Origin of the sequence: Pseudomonas sp. dw_358 (genome assembly GCF_018449655.1) — a bacterium.
GTDB lineage: Bacteria > Pseudomonadota > Gammaproteobacteria > Pseudomonadales > Pseudomonadaceae > Aquipseudomonas.
On the sequence record NZ_JAAVUX010000005.1, the window covers coordinates 12,653 to 32,831 of the forward strand.

Annotated in this window: 21 protein-coding genes; 7 read left to right on the forward strand and 14 right to left on the reverse strand. The window is 61.2% G+C overall.

Going from position 1 to position 20,179, the window contains the following annotated elements; translation table 11 throughout:
• Nucleotides 1-65 precede the first annotated feature (65 nt).
• The 3 genes from HB675_RS09310 to HB675_RS09320 form a co-directional block, all read right to left on the reverse strand.
• Nucleotides 66-446: a helicase gene (locus HB675_RS09310; RefSeq protein ID WP_213877957.1), complete on the reverse strand. Its 381-nt coding sequence runs from the start codon at nucleotides 444-446 to the stop codon at nucleotides 66-68.
• A 104-nt stretch (nucleotides 447-550) separates the two neighbouring features.
• The gene (locus HB675_RS09315; protein WP_213877959.1) at nucleotides 551-823 is read right to left on the reverse strand and encodes an HU family DNA-binding protein; all 273 of its coding nucleotides are present in this window, start codon (nucleotides 821-823) and stop codon (nucleotides 551-553) included.
• A 217-nt stretch (nucleotides 824-1,040) separates the two neighbouring features.
• Nucleotides 1,041-1,208, reverse strand: a complete 168-nt coding sequence (locus tag HB675_RS09320; protein WP_002555879.1) for a rubredoxin — start codon at nucleotides 1,206-1,208, stop codon at nucleotides 1,041-1,043.
• A gap of 199 nt (nucleotides 1,209-1,407) precedes the next feature.
• Here HB675_RS09320 and HB675_RS09325 point away from each other — a divergent pair, with 199 nt between their 5' ends.
• Together HB675_RS09325 and ubiA are read left to right on the forward strand one after the other, a co-directional pair.
• Nucleotides 1,408-1,965, forward strand: coding sequence for a chorismate lyase (locus tag HB675_RS09325; RefSeq protein ID WP_213877960.1), 558 nt, complete (start codon nucleotides 1,408-1,410; stop codon nucleotides 1,963-1,965).
• Complete coding sequence (gene ubiA, locus HB675_RS09330) at nucleotides 1,965-2,855, forward strand: 4-hydroxybenzoate octaprenyltransferase (protein WP_213877963.1); 891 nt, start codon at nucleotides 1,965-1,967, stop codon at nucleotides 2,853-2,855. The genes HB675_RS09325 and ubiA overlap by 1 nt, the downstream gene beginning before the upstream one ends.
• A gap of 52 nt (nucleotides 2,856-2,907) precedes the next feature.
• On the opposite strand, the gene HB675_RS09335 is transcribed toward ubiA, so the two are convergent.
• Nucleotides 2,908-3,282 (reverse strand): hypothetical protein, encoded by a 375-nt coding sequence (locus HB675_RS09335; protein WP_213877965.1) that lies wholly within the window; start codon nucleotides 3,280-3,282, stop codon nucleotides 2,908-2,910.
• Nucleotides 3,283-3,470: 188 nt separating this feature from the next.
• On the opposite strand from HB675_RS09335, the gene phoB reads away from it, so the two are divergent.
• From phoB to HB675_RS09350, 3 genes are all read left to right on the forward strand, one after another.
• Complete coding sequence (gene phoB, locus HB675_RS09340) at nucleotides 3,471-4,160, forward strand: phosphate regulon transcriptional regulator PhoB (protein WP_213877967.1); 690 nt, start codon at nucleotides 3,471-3,473, stop codon at nucleotides 4,158-4,160.
• A gap of 38 nt (nucleotides 4,161-4,198) precedes the next feature.
• The gene (gene phoR, locus HB675_RS09345) at nucleotides 4,199-5,560 is read left to right on the forward strand and encodes a phosphate regulon sensor histidine kinase PhoR (protein ID WP_213877969.1); all 1,362 of its coding nucleotides are present in this window, start codon (nucleotides 4,199-4,201) and stop codon (nucleotides 5,558-5,560) included.
• A 101-nt stretch (nucleotides 5,561-5,661) separates the two neighbouring features.
• Nucleotides 5,662-7,002 (forward strand): hemolysin family protein, encoded by a 1,341-nt coding sequence (locus tag HB675_RS09350; protein WP_213877971.1) that lies wholly within the window; start codon nucleotides 5,662-5,664, stop codon nucleotides 7,000-7,002.
• An 11-nt stretch (nucleotides 7,003-7,013) separates the two neighbouring features.
• On the opposite strand, the gene HB675_RS09355 is transcribed toward HB675_RS09350, so the two are convergent.
• From HB675_RS09355 to HB675_RS09390, 8 genes are all read right to left on the reverse strand, one after another.
• Nucleotides 7,014-7,892 carry a M23 family metallopeptidase gene (locus tag HB675_RS09355; protein WP_256737513.1) on the reverse strand — a complete coding sequence of 293 codons (879 nt, stop codon included), beginning with the start codon at nucleotides 7,890-7,892 and terminating at the stop codon, nucleotides 7,014-7,016.
• A 25-nt stretch (nucleotides 7,893-7,917) separates the two neighbouring features.
• Complete coding sequence (locus HB675_RS09360) at nucleotides 7,918-8,814, reverse strand: response regulator (RefSeq protein ID WP_213877975.1); 897 nt, start codon at nucleotides 8,812-8,814, stop codon at nucleotides 7,918-7,920.
• Nucleotides 8,815-8,985: 171 nt separating this feature from the next.
• Nucleotides 8,986-9,744 carry a phosphate signaling complex protein PhoU gene (gene phoU / locus HB675_RS09365; RefSeq protein WP_213877977.1) on the reverse strand — a complete coding sequence of 253 codons (759 nt, stop codon included), beginning with the start codon at nucleotides 9,742-9,744 and terminating at the stop codon, nucleotides 8,986-8,988.
• Nucleotides 9,745-9,862: 118 nt separating this feature from the next.
• Nucleotides 9,863-10,678 carry a phosphate ABC transporter ATP-binding protein PstB gene (pstB, locus tag HB675_RS09370; RefSeq protein ID WP_213877979.1) on the reverse strand — a complete coding sequence of 272 codons (816 nt, stop codon included), beginning with the start codon at nucleotides 10,676-10,678 and terminating at the stop codon, nucleotides 9,863-9,865.
• A complete protein-coding gene (gene pstA / locus HB675_RS09375; protein ID WP_213877981.1) occupies nucleotides 10,678-12,348 on the reverse strand; it encodes a phosphate ABC transporter permease PstA in 1,671 nt (556 codons plus the stop codon). The genes pstB and pstA overlap by 1 nt, the downstream gene beginning before the upstream one ends.
• 14 nt (nucleotides 12,349-12,362) lie before the next feature.
• Nucleotides 12,363-14,636, reverse strand: a complete 2,274-nt coding sequence (locus HB675_RS09380; RefSeq protein WP_213877982.1) for an ABC transporter permease subunit — start codon at nucleotides 14,634-14,636, stop codon at nucleotides 12,363-12,365.
• 45 nt (nucleotides 14,637-14,681) lie between these two features.
• On the reverse strand, nucleotides 14,682-15,641 hold the full coding sequence (locus HB675_RS09385; RefSeq protein WP_213877984.1) for a phosphate ABC transporter substrate-binding protein PstS family protein: 960 nt from the start codon (nucleotides 15,639-15,641) through the stop codon (nucleotides 14,682-14,684).
• Nucleotides 15,642-15,737: 96 nt separating this feature from the next.
• Entirely contained in the window at nucleotides 15,738-17,027 is a 1,290-nt protein-coding gene (locus tag HB675_RS09390) for an MFS transporter (RefSeq protein WP_213877986.1), read from the reverse strand.
• A 229-nt stretch (nucleotides 17,028-17,256) separates the two neighbouring features.
• On the opposite strand from HB675_RS09390, the gene HB675_RS09395 reads away from it, so the two are divergent.
• Both HB675_RS09395 and HB675_RS09400 read left to right on the forward strand, forming a co-directional pair.
• Nucleotides 17,257-17,658, forward strand: a complete 402-nt coding sequence (locus HB675_RS09395) for an acyl-CoA thioesterase (RefSeq protein WP_213877988.1) — start codon at nucleotides 17,257-17,259, stop codon at nucleotides 17,656-17,658.
• A gap of 60 nt (nucleotides 17,659-17,718) precedes the next feature.
• Nucleotides 17,719-18,630 (forward strand): D-hexose-6-phosphate mutarotase, encoded by a 912-nt coding sequence (locus HB675_RS09400; protein WP_213877990.1) that lies wholly within the window; start codon nucleotides 17,719-17,721, stop codon nucleotides 18,628-18,630.
• 102 nt (nucleotides 18,631-18,732) lie between these two features.
• On the opposite strand, the gene HB675_RS09405 is transcribed toward HB675_RS09400, so the two are convergent.
• A complete protein-coding gene (locus tag HB675_RS09405) occupies nucleotides 18,733-18,981 on the reverse strand; it encodes a GlsB/YeaQ/YmgE family stress response membrane protein (RefSeq protein WP_213877992.1) in 249 nt (82 codons plus the stop codon).
• Between the two features lie 109 nt (nucleotides 18,982-19,090).
• Nucleotides 19,091-20,173 (reverse strand): 5-(carboxyamino)imidazole ribonucleotide synthase, encoded by a 1,083-nt coding sequence (locus tag HB675_RS09410; RefSeq protein WP_213877994.1) that lies wholly within the window; start codon nucleotides 20,171-20,173, stop codon nucleotides 19,091-19,093.
• Nucleotides 20,174-20,179: the final 6 nt, after the last annotated feature.

A 20,179-nucleotide genomic window follows, 5' to 3' on the forward strand; every position in this document is an offset into this window, starting at 1 on the left:
CTTGATTGCCCGGCTGAACGGTGGGGCGACCCGTTTGCCAACAAGCTCGGCCCTGCAGTGAACTGTCAGGCGCTCTTCGGTTTCTTCGGCTTCAGGTACTTGGTCAACCCCTGAAACCAGATCACCAGTGCCGGATTGCCCTTGATCTGGATGGTCTTGTCCTGAATGCCCTGCATGAACGCCAACTGCTTGTTTTTGGCCTGCAAGGTTTCAAAACCGAAGGCGGCATCCTTGAAGGCAATCGCAAAAGCGGGCTGGGGAACGGTGCCGCTGCGGCTGCGAATGCGCATGTCCTTGACGACGAAATGTCGAGCGACCTTGCCATCCAGGGTCTGCAGCTGGAACACCAGGTCGCGATCCACCAGTTGTTGCTGAAATGCAGGGTTTTGACGACTGGCTCGGGCCATCAGCCAGCCCATGGCCCACAGCAATAAGCGGAACTTCATGTACACCCCTCGAAAAAGCTCGGATGTTAGCAGCCCCGGACAACAAAATGGGCGCTGCCGTCTGGCGCGCCCATTTCGGTGAAACCGGTGATGCGTGGAGTCGATCAGTTCACGCTGTCTTTCAGGAATTTTCCGGGCTTGAACGCAACGGTGTTGCTCGCCTTGATCTTCACCGGCTCGCCGGTCTGCGGGTTTTTCCCGGTCCGAGCACCGCGGTGGCGCTGGAGGAAGGTGCCGAAGCCGACCAGCGTCACACTGTCCTTGCGGTGCAGCGCGCCCGTGATTTCTTCCAGTACGGCGTTGAGCACTCGGTTGGCCTGATCCTTGGTAAGATCCGCTTTTTCAGCGATTGCAGCGGCGAGTTCTGGTTTACGCATGTGAGAGAACCTCTTTGACGGTTTTTTGTTTTTATGTCCGCACTGCTCTTCCCAGCAGGGCTTGACGCTCCGCAGGCTCTAACCCGCGGCAGACCGAGTGAGAATGGCACGCCGACAAAGCCGGCGCCAGTAGCGGGGAGGCGTTTGTATCAAGCCTGTAAGGGGGATTGCGACAGAAGGCCGGTTATTTACGCCAAATGGCCGCAGGAAGGGGCGATCAGCCGATCTCGATCATCTCGAAGTCCATCTTGCCGACGCCGCAATCGGGGCACAACCAATCTTCCGGCACGTCCTGCCAGAGCGTGCCCGGGGCAATGCCGTCGTCCGGCCAGCCATCGGCCTCGTTATAAATCAGACCGCACACAATGCATTGCCACTTTTTCATTACACACTTCCTCAAACGTATCAGGCAGGACGGCGGTCGATCATGGATACAGCGCTGTCGACCGGCTCAGCGCGTTTTGTACTGATCGCACACTCAGGATGCAAGTCACACGTCATTCAGGCTTGCCAGTCACGGCTCAAAACCACGCGCCAACCATGATAAGCTCTTCGCTCCTTTGGCCACAAAATGCCTAATTACCGTGCCAGCAGAATTCTTCGAAACGTCCTCGCCCCTGTGGCTCGAGCAAAACGACACCACGGTTCATCGCGGTGCCCGTGACTGGTTATTCGACGAGGGTTCTTTGACGAGGCGGCTGACGGATCTGGCCGGTGGCCGATTCGCAATCCAAGTACTGGAAGAAGGCTTCGAGGTGTTGCGCGCAGACGAGTGCGAAGCCCTCGAACTGCCCGCCGGCAGCACGGGCTGGGCCCGGGAAGTGCTGTTGTGCGGCGTCGATACGCCGTGGGTATTCGCCCGCACCGTGACCGCTCGGCAAGCTGCGGAGGCCACTGATCTGGAACTGCCCGCGCTCGGCAACCGCTCCCTGGGCGATTTATTGTTCGACAACTCGGCGTTTCTCCGCGGCCCCATCGAAATCTGCCAATACCCTTCACAATGGTTGCCCGAGACCCATCAGGTCGAAGGGCTGTGGGCTCGGCGCTCGCGCTTCGATCGCGACGAGACCCATCTGCTGGTGGCCGAAGTCTTCCTGACGGGCTTTTGGGGCGCCCTGATGTTCCCGCCGGCCAAGCCCTGATGTACCAGCGGGTCCTCAAGTCGCTCAACCGCCTGCATCCCAGGGCGTGGGACTTTGTCCAACTGACCCGGGTGGACAAGCCAATCGGTATCTACCTGCTCCTGTGGCCCACGCTGTGGGCTCTGTGGGTCGCCGGTGCGGGGCATCCGAGCCTGGCCAATGTGATCATTTTCGTGCTGGGCGTGATACTGATGCGCGCGGCCGGCTGCGTGATCAACGACGTGGCCGACCGCAAGGTCGATGGTCACGTCAAGCGCACCGAGCAGCGTCCCTTGGCCAGCGGACGGATCACCACCCGCGAAGCCTTGGTCTTCTTTGCCGTGCTGGTGGCTATGAGCTTTGTGCTGGTGCTCTGCACCAATGCCGCCACTATCGGCCTGTCCCTGGGCGGCCTGATCCTGGCGGCCAGTTATCCGTTCATGAAGCGCTATACCCATCTACCCCAGGTGGTGCTGGGTGCCGCGTTTTCGTGGGGGATGCCCATGGCGTTCACCGCTCAGACCGGCCACCTGCCCGCAGTGGCCTGGTTGCTGTACATCGCCAATCTGCTGTGGACGGTGGGTTACGACACCTATTACGCCATGGTCGACCGCGACGACGATCTGAAGATCGGCGTCAAGTCCACGGCCATCCTGTTCGGCCGCAATGACCGTCTGATTATCGCCATGCTGCAAGGGCTGGCACTGGTCTTCCTGTTACTGGCCGGGAACAGCTTCGGGCTGGGCGGCTGGTACCACTTGGGCCTGCTGGGCGCAACGCTGTGCTTTGCCTGGGAGTATTGGCAGACTCGCAACCGTGAGCGCATGGCGTGCTTCAAGGCCTTCCTGCACAACCATTGGGCGGGGCTGCTGATCTTTCTGGGGATCGTCGCGGATTACGCGTTTCGGTGAGTCTGCTCGTGGGCTCCTGCGCGCTGTTGGCAGGAGCCCGCGATCGGGGTCCCTACATCCCCTTCAACACATGCCACACATCCTTCATCCCATCCCCTTTCATATCGCCAGGCGAGGCATCCTTTGCGAAGGTGTAGACCGGCTTGCCGCCGTATGCCCACTGCATCATGCCGTCGTCCCGTTTGACAATGGTCCACATGCCGGTGGGGTGGTCCGTGGACATGGCCATCAAGGGTGGCCAGTTATCGGCGCAGGTGGTGTTGCAGTTCGATTTGCCCGGAGCATCCTTGTCGAAGGTATAGAGCGCCATGCCTTTGTGGTCCACCATGGCATCGCCGCTCATCATCGCGGGGCCGTCTGCAAGAGCCATACTGGGTAAAGCAAGGGCAGCAGCGAGGGTCATCCAGGTCAGCGTGTTGCGAGTCATTGGATATTCCTGTTCTTGTGTATGAAGGCAAAAGCTTAGTCCACAGTGCGTTACTTGATAGGCTGCGCGACAGTTGTCACACGACTGCAATAATTCCGTTATCTAATGCGGCGCAAGCAAACGATTCCCGGGCCTCATTTTTCACAGGAACCTGGAACCGCAGCACTCTCGATCCACAGGAGCTGAGCATGGTTGGCAGAAACATTCTGATCGTTGACGACGAAGCGCCCATTCGCGAAATGATCGCCGTCGCGTTGGAAATGGCTGGCTATGACTGCCTGGAGGCCGAAAACTCGCAGCAGGCCCACGCCATCATCGTCGACCGTAAACCGGACCTGATCCTGCTCGACTGGATGCTGCCCGGCACCTCGGGTATTGAGTTGGCCCGGCGGCTCAAACGTGACGAGCTGACGGGGGACATCCCCATCATCATGCTCACTGCCAAGGGCGAGGAAGACAACAAGATCCAGGGCCTGGAAGTGGGTGCCGATGACTACATCACCAAGCCGTTCTCGCCTCGTGAGCTGGTTGCACGGCTCAAGGCCGTGCTGCGCCGGGCCGGCCCCAGCGACGGTGAAGCGCCGATCGAGGTCGGCGGCCTGTTGCTGGACCCAATCAGCCACCGCGTGACCATCGACGGCAAGCCCGCTGAAATGGGCCCGACCGAATATCGCTTGCTGCAATTCTTCATGACCCATCAAGAGCGCGCCTACACCCGTGGCCAGTTGCTCGACCAGGTGTGGGGTGGCAATGTCTACGTCGAAGAACGCACCGTTGACGTGCACATCCGCCGCCTGCGCAAGGCTTTGGGCGATGCCTACGAGAGCCTGGTACAGACGGTACGCGGCACTGGCTATCGTTTCTCCACCAAAAGCTGACACGGCGCAGGCGGTCAGCGGCCTGATGCTGTCAGTGGATGTTATCTGGAAAGGACGCGGGTCAATTGAATCGAAACTGGCGAGGCACCCTGATTCGCCATCTGGCGTTGCTGGTCGGCGCCTGCCTGCTGGTGGGCCTGATCAGCGGGCATTACGGCGCCTGCCTGGCGATCGGCCTGGGCCTTTACCTGGCCTGGACCCTGAAACAGTTGCTGCGCCTGCATGACTGGCTGCGTGAACGCAAACCCGATGAGCCGCCCCCTGACGGCCACGGTCTGTGGGGCGATGTCTTCGATAGCATTTATCACCTACAACGTCGCGACCAACGGGTACGGGGCCGGATGCAGGCGGTGATCGACCGCATCCAGGAGTCCACCGCCGCCCTCAAGGATGCGGTGATCATGCTCGACACCGACGGTAACCTCGAATGGTGGAACCGCGCCGCCGAAACCCTGATGGGCCTCAAGTCCCCTCAGGATGGGGGTCAACCGGTGACTAACCTGGTCCGCCATCCGCGCTTCAAGGAATACTTCGAGCAAGAACATTTTCTCGAACCGCTGGAAATCCCCTCGCCCACCAACGACCGTATCCGCCTGCAGTTGCACATCACTCGCTATGGCAACAACGAACACCTGATGCTGGTGCGCGACGTCACACGCATCCATCAGCTGGAGCAGATGCGCAAAGATTTCATTGCCAACGTCTCCCATGAGTTGCGTACGCCGCTGACAGTGATCGCCGGCTACCTGGAAACACTGTTGGACAACGTCGAAGACGTCAATCCGCGCTGGGTCCGCGCACTGACGCAGATGTCGCAGCAGGGCAATCGCATGCAGTCCCTGCTCAACGACCTGCTGCTGCTGGCCAAGCTCGAAGCCACGGACTACCCCTCCGACAATCAGCCAGTGGCCATCGATCGACTGCTGGCCACGGTGGTCAGCGACGCCCAGGCGCTTTCGGCTGCCGGCAACCATGAGATAGCGCTGGAGGCGGCCCCTGGGGTACGCCTCAAGGGCAGCGAGTCAGAGCTGCGCAGTGCATTCTCCAACCTGATCTTCAATGCGGTGAAATACACCCAGGCCGAAGGGCGGATCCGTATTCGCTGGTGGGCCGACACTCAAGGCGCCCATCTCAGCGTGCAGGATTCCGGCCCTGGGATAGAGGCGCGGCATCTACCCCGCCTGACCGAGCGTTTCTACCGCGTCGACTCCAGCCGCGCCTCCACCACCGGAGGCACCGGGCTGGGCCTGGCCATCGTCAAACACGTGCTGATGCGCCACCGCGGGCGACTGGAGATCAGCAGCGTGCCCGGCCACGGCAGCACCTTTACCTGCCACTTCGCGACCGCGCAATTGGCCAGTCGGACATATCCTGTTACCCAGGATGGCGCACTGGACTAGGCAATCGACGATGCAATCGCTACATTGCATGACCATTGCCTACAACTCAGGCAGCGAAATCCTTCTTGTCTCTCAGTAAACGGAACCCGTAAAACTCCATCATGGACCCTTCCCCTGGCTATACCCTCGCGTCGTTCTTCGCCGACTTCGGCATGATTCTCTTTGCTCTGATCCTGGTCTTGCTCAACGGCTTCTTCGTTGCTGCCGAGTTCGCCATGGTCAAGCTACGCTCGACACGAGTCGAGGCCATCGCCAAGAAGAACGGCTGGAGCGGCCGTATTCTGCGGACCGTTCATAGTGAACTGGACGCCTATCTCTCGGCGTGCCAGCTGGGTATCACCCTCGCCTCCCTTGGCCTGGGCTGGGTCGGCGAGCCCGCGTTCGCTCACCTGCTGGCACCGTTGCTGGAAACCCTCGGCGTGCAGTCGGCAGAAGTGGTCAAGGGTGTTTCGTTCTTCAGCGCCTTCTTCGTCATCTCCTACCTGCACATCGTGGTCGGCGAGCTGGCACCCAAGTCGTGGGCGATCCGCAAACCCGAACTGTTGTCATTGTGGACGGCGGTGCCGCTGTACCTGTTCTACTGGGCGATGTACCCGGCCATCTACCTGCTCAACAGCAGCGCCAACGGCATTCTGCGCATCGCCGGCCAAGGCGAGCCCGGCCCTCATCACGAGCACCACTACAGCCGCGACGAGCTGAAACTCATCCTGCACTCCAGCCGTGGCCAAGACCCCAGCGACCAAGGAATGCGCGTATTGGCGTCGGCGGTGGAGATGGGTGAACTTGAAGTGGTCGACTGGGCCAACTCCCGTGAAGACCTGGTGACCCTGGAGTTCAATGCGCCGCTCAAGGAGATCCTCGCCAAGTTCCGTCGGCACAAATTCAGCCGCTATCCGGTGTATGACACCGAGCGCGGCGAGTTCGTCGGCCTGCTGCACATCAAGGACCTGCTCCTGGAGCTGGCCGCACTGGATCACCTGCCCGAGTCGTTCAACCTGGCCGAGCTGACTCGTCCCCTGGAGCGTGTCTCGCGCCATATGCCGCTGTCCCGGCTGCTGGAGCAGTTCCGCAAAGGCGGCGCACACTTTGCGCTGGTCGAGGAAGCCGATGGCAAGATCATCGGCTACCTGACCATGGAAGACGTGCTGGAAGTACTCGTGGGCGATATCCAGGACGAGCACCGCAAGACCGAGCGCGGCATTCTCGCCTACCAGCCCGGCAAGCTGCTGGTGCGCGGTGATACCCCGCTGTTCAAGGTCGAGCGGTTGCTGAGCGTCGACCTGGACCACATCGAGGCCGAAACCCTGGCCGGCCTGATCTACGACACCCTCAAGCGGGTGCCCGAGGAAGAAGAGGTGCTGGAGGTCGAAGGCCTGCGCATCATCATCAAGAAGATGAAGGGCCCGAAAATCGTGCTGGCCAAGGTGCTGAAGATCGACTGACCGAACCAGCGCTATTTCTTGCCCAGCGCGACGCCGGGCAAGCTGCCTATCGGCTGGTTGAAGTCGTACGGAATAGACTCCAGCGCCAGGCCGACGTTGCGCTGAATGACGAAATGCAGGTGCGGGCCGTTGCTGTTCCCCGTATTGCCTGACTGCGCGAGCGGCGAGCCTACCTCGACCCGCTGGCCTTCACTGACATGCACAGAGCCCTGTGACAGGTGCAGATAGACGCCCATGGTGCCGTCGTCGTGCAGCACCCGGACGAAGTTTCCTGACGCCTCACTGGCCCCTTCCGGCTGATTGTTCTCGACCTTGACCACTACCCCGGCTCGCGCCGCGATGATCGGCGTGCCTCGGGGCATGGCGATGTCGATGGCATAGCGGGACTTGGGCGTAAAATGACTGAACTTGCCGTTCGGCCCCTGACTTTCACGGAACGGCCCACCCACCCACGGTAACGGATAAGCATAAGCCGTCGGCTGTTGGCCGGGGTCGCCGAGGGCATAGCGAAATTGCTGGCTATAACCAACCGGCTGGCCTGGCTTCTCGGCGGTGAGCCTGGTCAGGTCCAGGCTGGAACGGGGCGCGACCACTCGGCGGATATTGGCGACCGCGATGCTTTGCGCGTTCTTCACCCCTTTGAGGTCGAGCTCGACCTCCACCGGCGCATACAGCTCGTTGCGGGCGGTAAAGACCGTGTCCGAGCCGTTGCGCTTGATGTCCAGGTGCACCTGTTGCTCCAGGTGCTCGACCATTCGGTCCTGAAAGATCAGGACCTTCGCACCAGGGGTCGGCCGGTCGGTGTAATTGACCACGCCGTTGGCGTCGGTGAACTTGTAGATCGGCGCGGCGTAGAGGTGGCCCGCAAAAAATCCGCAGACCAACACCAGTGCCCGCCCTCTTTGGGAGGTAACCCTAGGCACCCGGCACAAAGTGCTTCTGCGCCGTGCCACGGGCGATCAACCGGGAGATGTAGTCCAGTTTCTGCGCATCTTGATCGACAAACTTGAAGGTCAGTTGCAGCCAGTCACTGTCCGGCTTGGCCTCGAACGCCGAGATGGCGTGCAAGTAGCCGTTGAGGCGTGCGGTTTCGTCGTTCTCGCCCTGCTCCAGGTCCAATACCGCAGCGTCGAGAATCTGCGGCAAGACTTCACCGCGCTTGACCACCAACAACGCCTCCTTGAGGCTCAGAGCCTTGATGACGCAAGCCTGGGTGCCGCTGGACAGACGCAGCTGGCCTTGACCGCGACCCGTTGGGCTCGCTGAAGCCGGGGCGGCAGGGGCGGCCCGTGTCGGCGCTGGCGCAGCGCCGGGGGTCGGCCGCGAAGCCGCCGCCGTCTGCGGCTTGCCACCGGTCAGAGCGCTCAGGGATTCGTTAGCCAGGCCGGTCTGGGTGCGTACCGGCGCGCCGGCCATGGCGGCTTCCAGCTTGCCGACCTTGTGCAGCGCCTTTTTGACCTTGGTCAGCAGCTGCTCGTTGGTGAACGGCTTGCCCACGAAGTCGGAGACACCGGCCTGGATGGCCTGCACCACGTTCTCCTTGTCGCCGCGGCTGGTCACCATGATGAACGGCAGGGTTTTCATGTGATCTTGCTGACGCGTCCAGCTGAGCAACTCGAGACCGGACATTTCCGGCATTTCCCAGTCGCAGAGAACCAGATCAAAGGTTTCGCGCATCATCAGCGCCTGAGCCTTGCGACCATTGACGGCGTCTTCGATCTGCATGCCCGCAAAGGCATTACGCAGGCCCTTTTTCACGAGATCGCGAATGAAGGGCGCATCATCCACCACCAATACACTGATCTTGCTCATCGACCACTCCTGAAGTTCCCGGCCAGCATACCGCCAACGGATCGCTCTACGCCAAGCTTCACCGGGAATGTTTCTCCCTCGCTGCTGCTGTCAGCGCGCGGGCCACGAAAATTCGTACCCGCGAAAACGCAAATGCCCGGCTGAGCCGGGCATTTCTTTCTCGGGGCAGTCTTATTTATCGTCCGCCTGCGGGAGAACATTAGCGCTATCGCTGAAGCCTTGCACTTCTTCTTTCATGCGCTTGAGGCCCAAGTGACGGACGTCAGTACCGCGCACCAGGTAAATCACCAGCTCGGAAATGTTGCGGGCGTGGTCGCCGATGCGTTCCAGCGAGCGCAGAACCCAGATCACGTTCAATACGCGAGAGATCGAGCGCGGGTCTTCCATCATGTAGGTAACCAGCTCGCGCAAGGCGGTCTTGTATTCCCGATCGATGGTCTTGTCGTACTGCGCCACCGACAGCGCCAGGTCGGCATCGAAGCGGGCGAAGGCGTCCAGTGCATCGCGGACCATGCTGCGGACCTGATCGCCGATGTGACGAACCTCGACATAGCCACGGGGAGATTCGCCCTCTTCGCACAACTGAATAGCGCGGCGAGCAATCTTGGTCGACTCGTCGCCGATGCGCTCCAGATCGATGACCGACTTGGAGATGCTGATGATCAAGCGCAAGTCCGAAGCCGCTGGCTGGCGGCGAGCGAGGATGCGCAGGCACTCCTCGTCGATGTTACGCTCCATCTGGTTGATTTCGTCATCCACGTCCCGCACCTGCTGAGCCAGGCCCGAGTCAGCCTCGATCAGTGCGGTCACTGCGTCGTTGACCTGTTTTTCGACCAGCCCGCCCATCGCCAGCAGGTGGCTGCGCACCTCCTCGAGTTCGGCGTTGAATTGCTGCGAAATGTGATGGGTGAGGCTGTCTTTATCGATCATGGTCGCTCCGCAACAGCGTTGAGCTACAAGCTTCACGCTGCAAGTTGATATAAGTTGATCAAAACTCACCGCCAACCCGTTCAGTCAGCGGTTTGAAGCTCACAGCTCACCGCTGCTTCTAGCCATAGCGACCGGTGATGTAATCCTCGGTCTGCTTGAGCGTCGGGTTGGTAAACAGGGTGTCGGTATTGCCGTACTCCACCAGCTTGCCCATGTGCAGAAAGGCCGTGTAATCAGATACGCGCGCCGCCTGCTGCATGTTGTGAGTGACGATCACAATGGTGTACCTGGATTTCAATTCGTAGATCAGCTCTTCCACTTTGAGGGTGGAAATCGGATCAAGGGCCGAGCACGGCTCATCGAGCAGCAGCACTTCGGGCTCCACCGCAATGGTGCGAGCGATCACCAGGCGTTGCTGCTGGCCACCGGAAAGGCCCAACGCCGAGTCGTGCAGACGGTCCTTGACCTCATCCCACAGCGCTGCAGCCCGCAACGCCCACTCAACGGCTTCGTCCAGCACGCGCTTCTTGTTGATGCCCTGGATACGCAGGCCGTACACCACGTTCTCGTAGATGGTCTTGGGAAACGGGTTGGGCTTCTGGAACACCATGCCCACGCGGCGACGCAACTCGGCGACATCTTCACCGCGGGCATAGATGTTACGGCCCTCAAGGTTGATGGCGCCTTCCACCCGGCAGTCATCCAGCAGGTCATTCATGCGATTGAAGGTGCGCAACAGGGTCGACTTGCCACAGCCAGAGGGCCCGATAAACGCAGTCACGCGCTGCTTGGGGATATTCAAGGCGACATCGAACAAGGCCTGCTTGGCCCCATAGAACAGGTTCAGGCCGGGCACCTCGATGGCCACAGTCTCCTCTTCCATGCTGCGGACCGGCTTGTAGCGCCCGATACCACGGGCTCGGTTGATGTCCATCAATCCTCCAACGTCTTGTACTTTTCACGCAGGTGGTTGCGCAGGGCCACCGCCGACAGGTTGAGCAGGGCAATCACCAGCACCAGCAGCAACGCGGTGGCGTACACCAACGGTCGTGCGGCCTCGACGTTCGGGCTCTGAAAGCCCACGTCGTAGATGTGAAAGCCCAGGTGCATGATTTTCTGGTCCAGGTGCAGATACGGGTAATTGCCGTCCACCGGCAGTGACGGCGCCATCTTCACCACGCCCACCAGCATCAGGGGAGCCACTTCACCAGCCGCCCGGGCCACAGCCAGAATCATGCCCGTCATCATTGCCGGACTGGCCATGGGCAGGACGATTTTCCACAGTGTCTCGGACTGCGTGGCGCCCAGCGCCAGCGAGCCTTCGCGCAGCGAGCGCGGGATACGTGCCAGGCCCTCCTCCGTCGCCACAATGACCACCGGCACCGCCAGCAGGGCGAGGGTCAACGACGCCCATAGCAGACCCGGGGTACCAAAGGTCGGCGCCGGCAGGGCCTCGGGGAAAAACAGCCGGTCCAGCGAACCGCCCAGAACGTAAACGAAAAAACCAAGACCAAACACGCCGTAGACGATCGCCGGCACACCCGCCAGGTTATTCACGGCAATGCGGATCAGCCGCGTGACCAGGCCCTGGCGGGCGTACTCGCGTAGGTAGACCGCCGCAAGCACGCCAAACGGGGTGACGATCATGGCCATGATCAGGGTCATCATCACCGTGCCGAAGATGGCCGGGAACACGCCGCCCTCGGTGTTCGCCTCCCGCGGATCTTCGCTGAGAAAGGCCCAGATATTGCGCCAGTACTGCACCGATTTCGTCCAGGTGCTCATGGCATTGGGCCGTGTCGCGCGTACCACTTTGCCCAGTGGAATCTCGATCGCGCGACCGTTGGCGTCCTGGGCGGTCAGGCTGTCACGGTTGATCTGGGCATGCAGCGCCACCAATTGCGTCTCGACATCGCGATACCGCCCTTGCAGTTCACCACGCTCGGACTCCAGATCCGCCTGGGCGGCGGCATCCAGCTTGCCGGCCATTTCCAGCTTGCGGCCCTGCAGGCGCAAGCGTTCGAGCTGCGCGTTGATGCCTCCGATCTCGTTCTTCTCCAAGTGCTCGAGCTCATCGCTCAAGGCCCGGACACGCTCGATGCGTTGCTGCAACTGCGGCCAGGCCTCGGCCCCCTGGGCGACGGTTTGGCCGCCTTCCTTGACGTCGAGCAGACGGCCGTAAAAGTTGCCCCACTCCCGGCGCTCCAGGGTCATCAGTTCCGGTGGCGTGCGCTTGTGCTCCAGCCAATCGCCAACGATCCACTGGAAATCACTGCCGTTGATGTCACGATTGCCGACCTTGATCAGCTCACGGGTCAGGAATTCCGCTCCCGTCCCCGCGACGGGAAGCCCCGCGCTCTTGAGACGCTCGCGCGGCACCTGTTCGTGCTCGACCACCTCGCCGATGACCGTTTCTACCGGCTGGCCCGGCACGCTGTACACGCCTTCCACCAGTTCAGCCGGCCAGAAGTGACCCAGCCCACGCACGCCGATGATCACCAGCAGCCCCAGGGTCATGATCACGGCCAGCGACACCGCCCCGGCACTCATCCATACCCCGGGCGCACCGCTCCTACACCAGCGAGTGAGCGAGTGCGTCTGCACTTTTTCTCCGGCCTTCACAGCGAGGAATACTGTTTGCGCAAGCGCTGACGGATCAGTTCGGCTGCGGTATTCATGACAAAGGTAAACAGCAGCAACACCAGCGCCGACAGAAACAGCACTCGGTAGTGGCTGCCGCCGACTTCCGACTCGGGCATTTCCACCGCGACGTTGGCCGCCAGGGTGCGCAGCCCTTCAAACAAGTTCATGTCCATGACGGGGGTGTTGCCGGTGGCCATCAGCACAATCATGGTTTCCCCCACCGCACGGCCCATGCCGATCATCAGGGCCGAAAAAATCCCCGGGCTGGCGGTGAGAATGACCACTCGTGTCAAGGTCTGCCAGGCCGTGGCACCCAGGGCCAGCGAGCCCAGGGTCAGGCTGCGGGGCACGCTGAATACGGCGTCCTCGGCAATGGAGTAGATATTAGGTATCACCGCGAAGCCCATGGCCAGCCCCACGACCAGGGCGTTGCGCTGATCATAGGTGATGCCCAGATCATGGCTGATCCACAAGCGCATATCGCCGCCGAACCACCAGCTTTCCACAAACGGGCTCATGTACAGGGCGAAAGCACCGGTCAACAAGATGACGGGCAGCAAAATCGCCGCCTCTGCGCCATCGGGCAGACGCCTGCGCCACGGTTCCGGCAAGCGACTCCAGCCGTAGCCAGCCAGCAGGATCCCCAGGGGCAACAGAATCATCAGGCTGAGAACACCCGGCAAGTGCCCCTCGACGTAGGGCGCCAGAAACAGCCCGGCAAAGAAACCAAGAATCACCGTCGGCATGGCTTCCATCAACTCGATCACCGGCTTGACCTTGCGGCGCATGCCCGGAGCCATGAAGTACGCGGTGTAGATAGCGGCGGCCACTGCCAGCGGAGCGGCCAGCAGCATGGCGTAAAACGCCGCCTTGAGGGTGCCGAAGGTCAGCGGCGCGAGGCTCAGCTTGGGTTCGAAGTCGGAGTTGGCAGCGGTGGACTGCCACACATATGCCGGCGCGTCATAGTTTTCGTACCAGGTCTTTTCCCACAGCGCACTCCAGGATACCTCCGGGTGTGGGTTATTCAGGCTCATTGACTGCAGTTGGCCCCCCGAGGCGACCACCAGGCGATTGGCCCGGGGCGACAGCGAGAATAACCCCGGACCGCTGGCCACCGACTGAATCAGCAGGGTGCGGTGCGCCGTACTGTGGAAAATCCCCAGCGAGCCCTTGGCATCCAGTGCGAGGAAGCCCTTGCGGCGCTGTTCGGCGCTGATTTCGATAATGGGTGCGTGGCCCAGCTGGAAACTGCGGATCAGCTTGAGGCGCATTTCGCCGTCGGTGTCCCGAGCCATGAACCACTGCGCCAGGCCACCCATGGAGTCGCCCACCAGCAGCGAAATCCCACCCACTAACTGCGCGCTGGCAGTGACTTCGGTGTCGGCGTTCTCGGTCAGTTTGTAGCGGCCGTTGAGGCTGCGGTCAGTCAGGCTGAACACATCAGCCTGGGCGCGACCATTGATGACGTAGATCCATTGCTGACGGGGGTCGATGAAAATGCTTTTTACCTGCTCGGTCATCTGCGGCAATTCGATGCGCGACTGCACCAGCGCGGTGTCGCTGTCATTACCGTGGTTCAGTGCCACCACATGCAGCTGCGAGCCCGTGGAGCCGGCAACGATGAGGTTGTCGTCGCCGGCGTCCACCGCCACGTGCTCCAGCGCTCGGCCTTGCGGGTCGAGCAAGATAGACGCGCGGCCATAGGGAAACTCCAGCGCCGGCGTGATGGTTTTGCGGCCTTCGGGGAAGCTCACCCGGTAGTCATGCTGCACCACCAGGGCTCTGCCGTCGGACAGCCCGACAATGATCAACGGACTGCCCGGCTCGGCGCGGGCCACCGAGGCCACATGAACGCCCACCGGCAGCGGCAGATGGGTACGGGACAACAGTTGCCCCGAATCGACACCGAAGAACACGGCATCACCTTGGTCAGTGATGCTCAGGCCCACCTGGTTCTGCTCCTCGATGGCCATGAGCAACGGCTTCGCTTCCTGCATCCACGCCGGCCGGACCGCTGCGCCGGGGGTCAGGCTCGCGCCCTGAAACAAGGGTACGACGACATAGGCCAGAAAGAAGAAAATCAGGGTGATCGCCGCCAATACGGCGAATCCGCCGACCAGAACGGTCCAGCGAGTCAGTCGATCTCGGAGCGCGCGCAGGCGGCGCTGGCGTTGCAAGGCCGGCGTATTGAAATCGATTCGCCGAGGCTGAGCATGGCTCGGCGGTGGCGAACGGGGGAGGTCGTTCATGCGCACAAATTAGCGATCCAGTATGACAAAAAGATGGCAGAGGTATTACAAACCAAGATCGGCCCTTACCTTGGCCACCACCTTGGCTGGCAAGGGAATATAACCGTCTCGGACTACCACCTCTTGACCCTCGCGGGACAGTACCAGTTTGACAAACTCGGCCTCCAACGGCGCCAACGGGGTATTCGGCGCCTTGTTCACGTAAATATAGAGATAGCGCGACAGCGGGTACTTGCCGCTCAGGGCGTTGTCCTCAGTGTCCGCATAAAATTCGTTGCCGCCTTTTTTTGCCAAGGGCACGGTCTTGACGCTGGCGGTCCGGTAGCCAATCCCCGAATAGCCGATGCCGTTCGGCGAACTGCTGATGGACTGTACCACCGAGGCCGAGCCCGGCTGCTCGTTGACGTTGGGCTTGTAGTCGCCCTTGCACAGCGCCACTTCCTTGAAATAGCCGTTGGTACCCGACACCGAGTTGCGCCCGAACAGCTGGACAGGCTGGCGGGCCAGATCGCCGCTCACGCCAAGGTCAGCCCAAGTCTTCACGTCGCTTTTGGCCCCGCACAAGCGCGTCACCGAAAAAATCGCATCGACCTGCTCGACGGTCAGGTGCTGGATGGGGTTGTCCTTGTGCACGAAGACCGACAGCGCATCCACGGCCACGGGAATCGCCGTAGGCTTGTAGCCATAACGTTGTTCAAAGGAGGAAAGCTCTGTGTCTTTCATCTTGCGGCTCATCGGCCCCAGGTTGGAGGTACCCTCGGTGAGTGCTGGAGGTGCTGTGGCCGAGCCCGCCGCCTGTATCTGAATATTTATGTTGGGATACTGATTCTTGTAAGCCTCGGCCCAAAGCGTCATCAGGTTGGCCAGGGTGTCGGAGCCGACACTCGACAGGGTGCCCGATACCCCAGTGGCCTTGGTGTACAGGGGAATGTCCGGATCGACAGCAGCCTGACCGCTGGCAGCCACCCACCACAGCAGTGCCGCCAACAAACACTTCAACTTCATGCAGGCTCCTGACAACGGGGGACTTTCCAGTTCGGATGGACACTCTATGTAAGGAATATGACAAACATGTGACCATTTAGCGGCTGTGCGTCGCCCTCATCGCTTGCGAGCCGTCAGATAGAGCCCCACTGCCACCCCCAACAGGCAAATCCCGGCCACGTAATACGCCGCTCCCATGGGGTTGGACTTAAGCATCAAGGTCACCGCCATCGGCGTCAGCCCGCCAAATACCGCGTACGCCAGGTTGTAGGAAAACGATAGACCGGTGAAGCGCACCACGGGTGGAAAGGCGGTCACCATTACATAAGGCACCGCACCAATCACCCCGACAAACAGCCCGGTCAGGCCATATAAAGGCAGCAGCCACTGCGGATGTGCCTGCAGGCTGTGATAAAGCGCCCAGGAACTGAGCAGCAACAGCACGCTGCCGACCACGAACACCCGCCCGGCACCGATCCGGTCGCACAGGGCGCCAGCACCGATGCAACCCAGACTGAGAAAAACAATGGCCAGGCTGTTGGCCTGCAGTGCCGTGGCCGGGCTGAAGCCATATAGCGTCTGCAACAGGGTCGGGGTCATCAGGATGACCACCACCACGCCACCGGAGAGCATCCAGGTCAGCAGCATCGAGATCACGATGGCACTGCGGTGCTCGCGCAAAATAGTACGCATCGGCACCTCTGCCGCCAACGCTTTGCGCTGCTGCAATTCGGCAAAGACCGGGGTTTCGTGTAGCCAGCGCCGCAGGTAGACCGAGGCCAGGCCGAATACGCCGCCCACCAGGAACGGAATCCGCCAGGCAAAATCAGCCACTTCGACGGGGCTGTACAGGCTGTTGACCAGCGTGGCTACCAGCGAGCCGAACAGGATTCCCGTCGTCAGCCCGCACGTCAAGGTACCGCAGGCATAGCCAATGTGCCGCTGTGGCACGTGTTCGGAAACGAACACCCACGCCCCCGGCACCTCACCACCGATCGCCGCGCCCTGGATGATGCGCATCAACAGCAACAGCAGTGGCGCCCACAGGCCGATCTGCGCGTAGGTCGGTAGCAGGCCCATGATCAGGGTCGGTACGGCCATGAGAAAAATGCTCAAGGTGAACATTTTCTTGCGCCCCAGCATGTCGCCGAAATGGGCGATGACAATACCGCCCAGCGGACGAGCCAGGTACCCGGCGGCGAAGATGCCGAAGGTCTGCATCAGTCGCAGCCATTCGGGCATGTCAGCCGGGAAGAACAGCTTTCCGACCACAGCGGCGAAAAACACAAAAATAACGAAATCGTAGAACTCCAGGGCGCCGCCCAGGGCAGACAAGGATAAGGTCTTGTAATCGTTACGGGTCAGCGGTCGCGAAGAGTGCGCGGGACTCGAAGGCACAGAGCTCATAGAACAATACTCACTTGAATCGGCAGCTGTACTGGCTGCGTGCGGCTTGGCAGGTGGGGCAAGATAGCAAATTGCCCGAAAAAGCACAGTCTTCACGCCGTTTGGGGTCATTTTCAGAACCGAACGGTCGTGCTGGCGCGCAGGCGTCTATATACTCGGGCTTCTCTTGGGAAATTTCCCACAAGTGCGCCAACCAATTTAGCGTCACGGGCCAGAGGCACCCCCCGGCATGATTGAACTCGAACAAGAAGATCCCATCCCACAGGGCGACCTGGCCCTGCAGATCACGGCGCTGCCCCGCGAGACCAACGGGTTCGGCGATATCTTTGGCGGGTGGCTGGTGTCCCAGATGGACCTGGCCGGCACGGCAATGGCCACCAAAGTCGCCGGCGGCCGTGTCGCCACCGTGGCAATCGACCGCATGACCTTTTTGGTACCGGTGCCGGTAGGTGCGCAATTGTCCTTCTATACCCAGGCGCTGGAGATCGGCCGCAGCTCGATCCAGATGATGGTCGAAGTCTGGAGCGATGATCCGCTGTCCAGCGAATGGCGCAAGGTGACCGAGGCAGTGTTCGTCTTCGTTGCCATCGACAGCAGCGGGCGCACCCGCTCCGTACCGCCTCGGCGCTGACAAAGAACTGCACGGCGTTTTGGCGGTCCACTTCCCACTACGAGCAAAAGTGAGCAGCACATGTCCAACTCATCGGTCGAATCGGTCAAATTGGGTGATCTGAACTGCTGGAAAGTGACCGTCGGCAAGGATGAATTGCTGGTGACTCAACAAGGCGCCCAAGTACTCAGCTATCAGCGCGACGGTGAAACGCCGCTGATCTGGCTCAACGAACACGCCAACTTTACTGCCGGCAAAGCCGCACGCGCCGGGGTCCCGGTGTGCTGGCCGTGGTTCGGCAATCTGGCCCGCAACCCGGCGCAGGTTCAAGCCATGCGTACCGGTGGCAGCGAAGGCGCCCCCGCCCACGGCTTGGTGCGTGCGCTGAGCTGGCAGCTGCTGGGCATTGATGATCACGAGGAAGGCAGCGTGCGGCTTTCCTTCGATGTGCCGCAGGCGGCTAAAGGCGTTCTGCCGGACTGGCCTCACAAGGTCTCGGTGACCCTGTCCATCGTGCTTGACAAAGAACTGCATATCAGCCTCACCAGCACCAACCTGGACCAGCATCCGGTCAGCCTGTCCCAGGCCCTGCACAGCTACTTCGCCGTGAGCGACGTGTATCAAGTCAGCGCCCAGGGCTTTTCCGGTCTGACCTACAAGGATACCACCACCCCGGACTGGGACGACGTCAGCCAGAACGGCGATATAAAGTTCGAAGGCGAGACCGATCGCATCTATCTGAACACGCCCAACGAGTTGAGCATCGCCGACGGTAATTGGAAACGCCAGATTCGCCTGACCAGCACCGGCTCGAACAACACAGTGGTCTGGAACCCTTGGACGGAACGTGCCGCCCAATTGGCAGACATGGCAGACGATGGCTGGCAGCGCATGCTGTGCATCGAAACCGCCAATGTGCTGGACGACGTGGTCACCCTGGCGCCGGGTGACAGCCACGTGATGGCCGTGACCATCGGCGCTCAGCCGCTCTGACCCACCCCTGCAGGAGCGAATTTGCTCGGGAATGAACAACGCCGTCTTTCAGACAGACCGCGCCGCGCCGTTCCCGAGCAGCTCGGTCCTACAGTGCCGTGCTCAGTTGCGCTTGGTGATCAGACTGTACAGCACCAGCAACACGATGGCCCCGACCAGCGCGCCAAGGAAGCCGGCGCCCTGACCTGCTTGGTAGATGCCCAACGCCTGACCGCCATAAGTGGCCGCGATGGAACCTGCGATCCCCAACACGATGGTCATGATCCAGCCCATGCTGTCGTCACCTGGCTTGAGGAAACGCGCCAGCAGGCCCACGATCAAGCCGATGAAGATAGTTCCGATGATGCCCATGATGCTTCCCTCCCAATGATGTCAAAACCAGAGCACACCCTGAAGGGCCTGCTCTGGCGCACTGCATTCAGAGGTTTGGCCATGGGCATTGGTTCCATGCCCCGTTCAATCAGGCCTTGATCAAGGCTTGAACCTTGGCTACCTGCCGCTCAAGGGTAGCCATATCGTGGCTGCGCACAGTGGCATGACCGACTTTGCGGCCCACTTTGAACGCCTTGCCATAGTGATGCAGATGGCAATTGTCGATGGCGAGCACGTCGGCCACCGCCGGCACTTCACCGATGAAGTTGAGCATGGCACTTTCGCCGATCTTGGCCGTCGACCCCAACGGCAAGCCCGCCACCGCCCGCAGGTGGTTTTCGAACTGGCTGCACTCGGCGCCTTCGGTGGTCCAGTGCCCGGAATTGTGCACGCGTGGCGCGATCTCGTTGGCCTTGAGGCCGCCGTCCACTTCGAAAAATTCGAAAGCCAGCACGCCGACGTAATCGAGCTGCTTGAGCACCCGCGAGGCATAGTCTTCTGCCAGTGCCTGCAAGGGGTGATCGGTGCTGGCGATGGACAGGTGCAGGATGCCGCTCTGATGAGTGTTGTGCACCAAAGGATAGAACTTCGTCTCACCATCGCGAGCGCGCACTGCAATCAGGGACACTTCGCCAGTGAACGACACGAAGCCCTCCAGCAGGAGCGGAACGCTGCCCAACTCGGCGAAGGTACCCGCCACGTCGGCGGCACTGTGCAGCACTTTCTGGCCCTTGCCGTCGTAGCCCAAGGTGCGGGTCTTCACCACCGCAGGCAGGCCGATGCTGACCACGGCGGCGTCCAGGTCTGCCTGGGACTGGATGTCGGCGAAGCTGGGGGTCGGCACGCCCAGGTCCTTGAACATGCTTTTTTCGAACCAGCGATCACGGGCGATGCGCAGGGCTTCGGCACTGGGATAGACCGGGACGAACTGGGACAGAAACGCAACGGTTTCCGCCGGTACGCTTTCGAATTCGAACGTGACCAGGTCGACTTCGTCGGCCAACTGACGCAGGTGCGCCTGATCACCGTAGTCGGCACGCAGATGCTCACCCAACGCGGCAGCGCAGGCATCCGGTGCCGGGTCGAGGAAAGCGAAGTTCATGCCCAGCGGAGTGCCCGCCAAGGCCAGCATGCGGCCCAGCTGGCCGCCACCGATTACACCGATTTTCATGAAAGG

What these genes read in the sequence shown, in the direction of transcription:
- HB675_RS09310 (WP_213877957.1), bottom strand. Translation starts at nt 446, where the DNA reads ATGAAGTTCCGCTTATTGCTGTGGGCCATGGGCTGGCTGATGGCCCGA.
- HB675_RS09315 (WP_213877959.1), bottom strand. Translation starts at nt 823, where the DNA reads ATGCGTAAACCAGAACTCGCCGCTGCAATCGCTGAAAAAGCGGATCTT.
- HB675_RS09320 (WP_002555879.1), bottom strand. Translation starts at nt 1,208, where the DNA reads ATGAAAAAGTGGCAATGCATTGTGTGCGGTCTGATTTATAACGAGGCC.
- ubiA (WP_213877963.1), top strand. Translation starts at nt 1,965, where the DNA reads ATGTACCAGCGGGTCCTCAAGTCGCTCAACCGCCTGCATCCCAGGGCG.
- HB675_RS09335 (WP_213877965.1), bottom strand. Translation starts at nt 3,282, where the DNA reads ATGACTCGCAACACGCTGACCTGGATGACCCTCGCTGCTGCCCTTGCT.
- phoB (WP_213877967.1), top strand. Translation starts at nt 3,471, where the DNA reads ATGGTTGGCAGAAACATTCTGATCGTTGACGACGAAGCGCCCATTCGC.
- phoR (WP_213877969.1), top strand. Translation starts at nt 4,199, where the DNA reads ATGTTATCTGGAAAGGACGCGGGTCAATTGAATCGAAACTGGCGAGGC.
- HB675_RS09350 (WP_213877971.1), top strand. Translation starts at nt 5,662, where the DNA reads ATGGACCCTTCCCCTGGCTATACCCTCGCGTCGTTCTTCGCCGACTTC.
- HB675_RS09360 (WP_213877975.1), bottom strand. Translation starts at nt 8,814, where the DNA reads ATGAGCAAGATCAGTGTATTGGTGGTGGATGATGCGCCCTTCATTCGC.
- phoU (WP_213877977.1), bottom strand. Translation starts at nt 9,744, where the DNA reads ATGATCGATAAAGACAGCCTCACCCATCACATTTCGCAGCAATTCAAC.
- pstB (WP_213877979.1), bottom strand. Translation starts at nt 10,678, where the DNA reads ATGGACATCAACCGAGCCCGTGGTATCGGGCGCTACAAGCCGGTCCGC.
- HB675_RS09380 (WP_213877982.1), bottom strand. Translation starts at nt 14,636, where the DNA reads ATGAACGACCTCCCCCGTTCGCCACCGCCGAGCCATGCTCAGCCTCGG.
- HB675_RS09385 (WP_213877984.1), bottom strand. Translation starts at nt 15,641, where the DNA reads ATGAAGTTGAAGTGTTTGTTGGCGGCACTGCTGTGGTGGGTGGCTGCC.
- HB675_RS09390 (WP_213877986.1), bottom strand. Translation starts at nt 17,027, where the DNA reads ATGAGCTCTGTGCCTTCGAGTCCCGCGCACTCTTCGCGACCGCTGACC.
- HB675_RS09395 (WP_213877988.1), top strand. Translation starts at nt 17,257, where the DNA reads ATGATTGAACTCGAACAAGAAGATCCCATCCCACAGGGCGACCTGGCC.
- HB675_RS09400 (WP_213877990.1), top strand. Translation starts at nt 17,719, where the DNA reads ATGTCCAACTCATCGGTCGAATCGGTCAAATTGGGTGATCTGAACTGC.
- HB675_RS09405 (WP_213877992.1), bottom strand. Translation starts at nt 18,981, where the DNA reads ATGGGCATCATCGGAACTATCTTCATCGGCTTGATCGTGGGCCTGCTG.
- HB675_RS09410 (WP_213877994.1), bottom strand. Translation starts at nt 20,173, where the DNA reads ATGAAAATCGGTGTAATCGGTGGCGGCCAGCTGGGCCGCATGCTGGCC.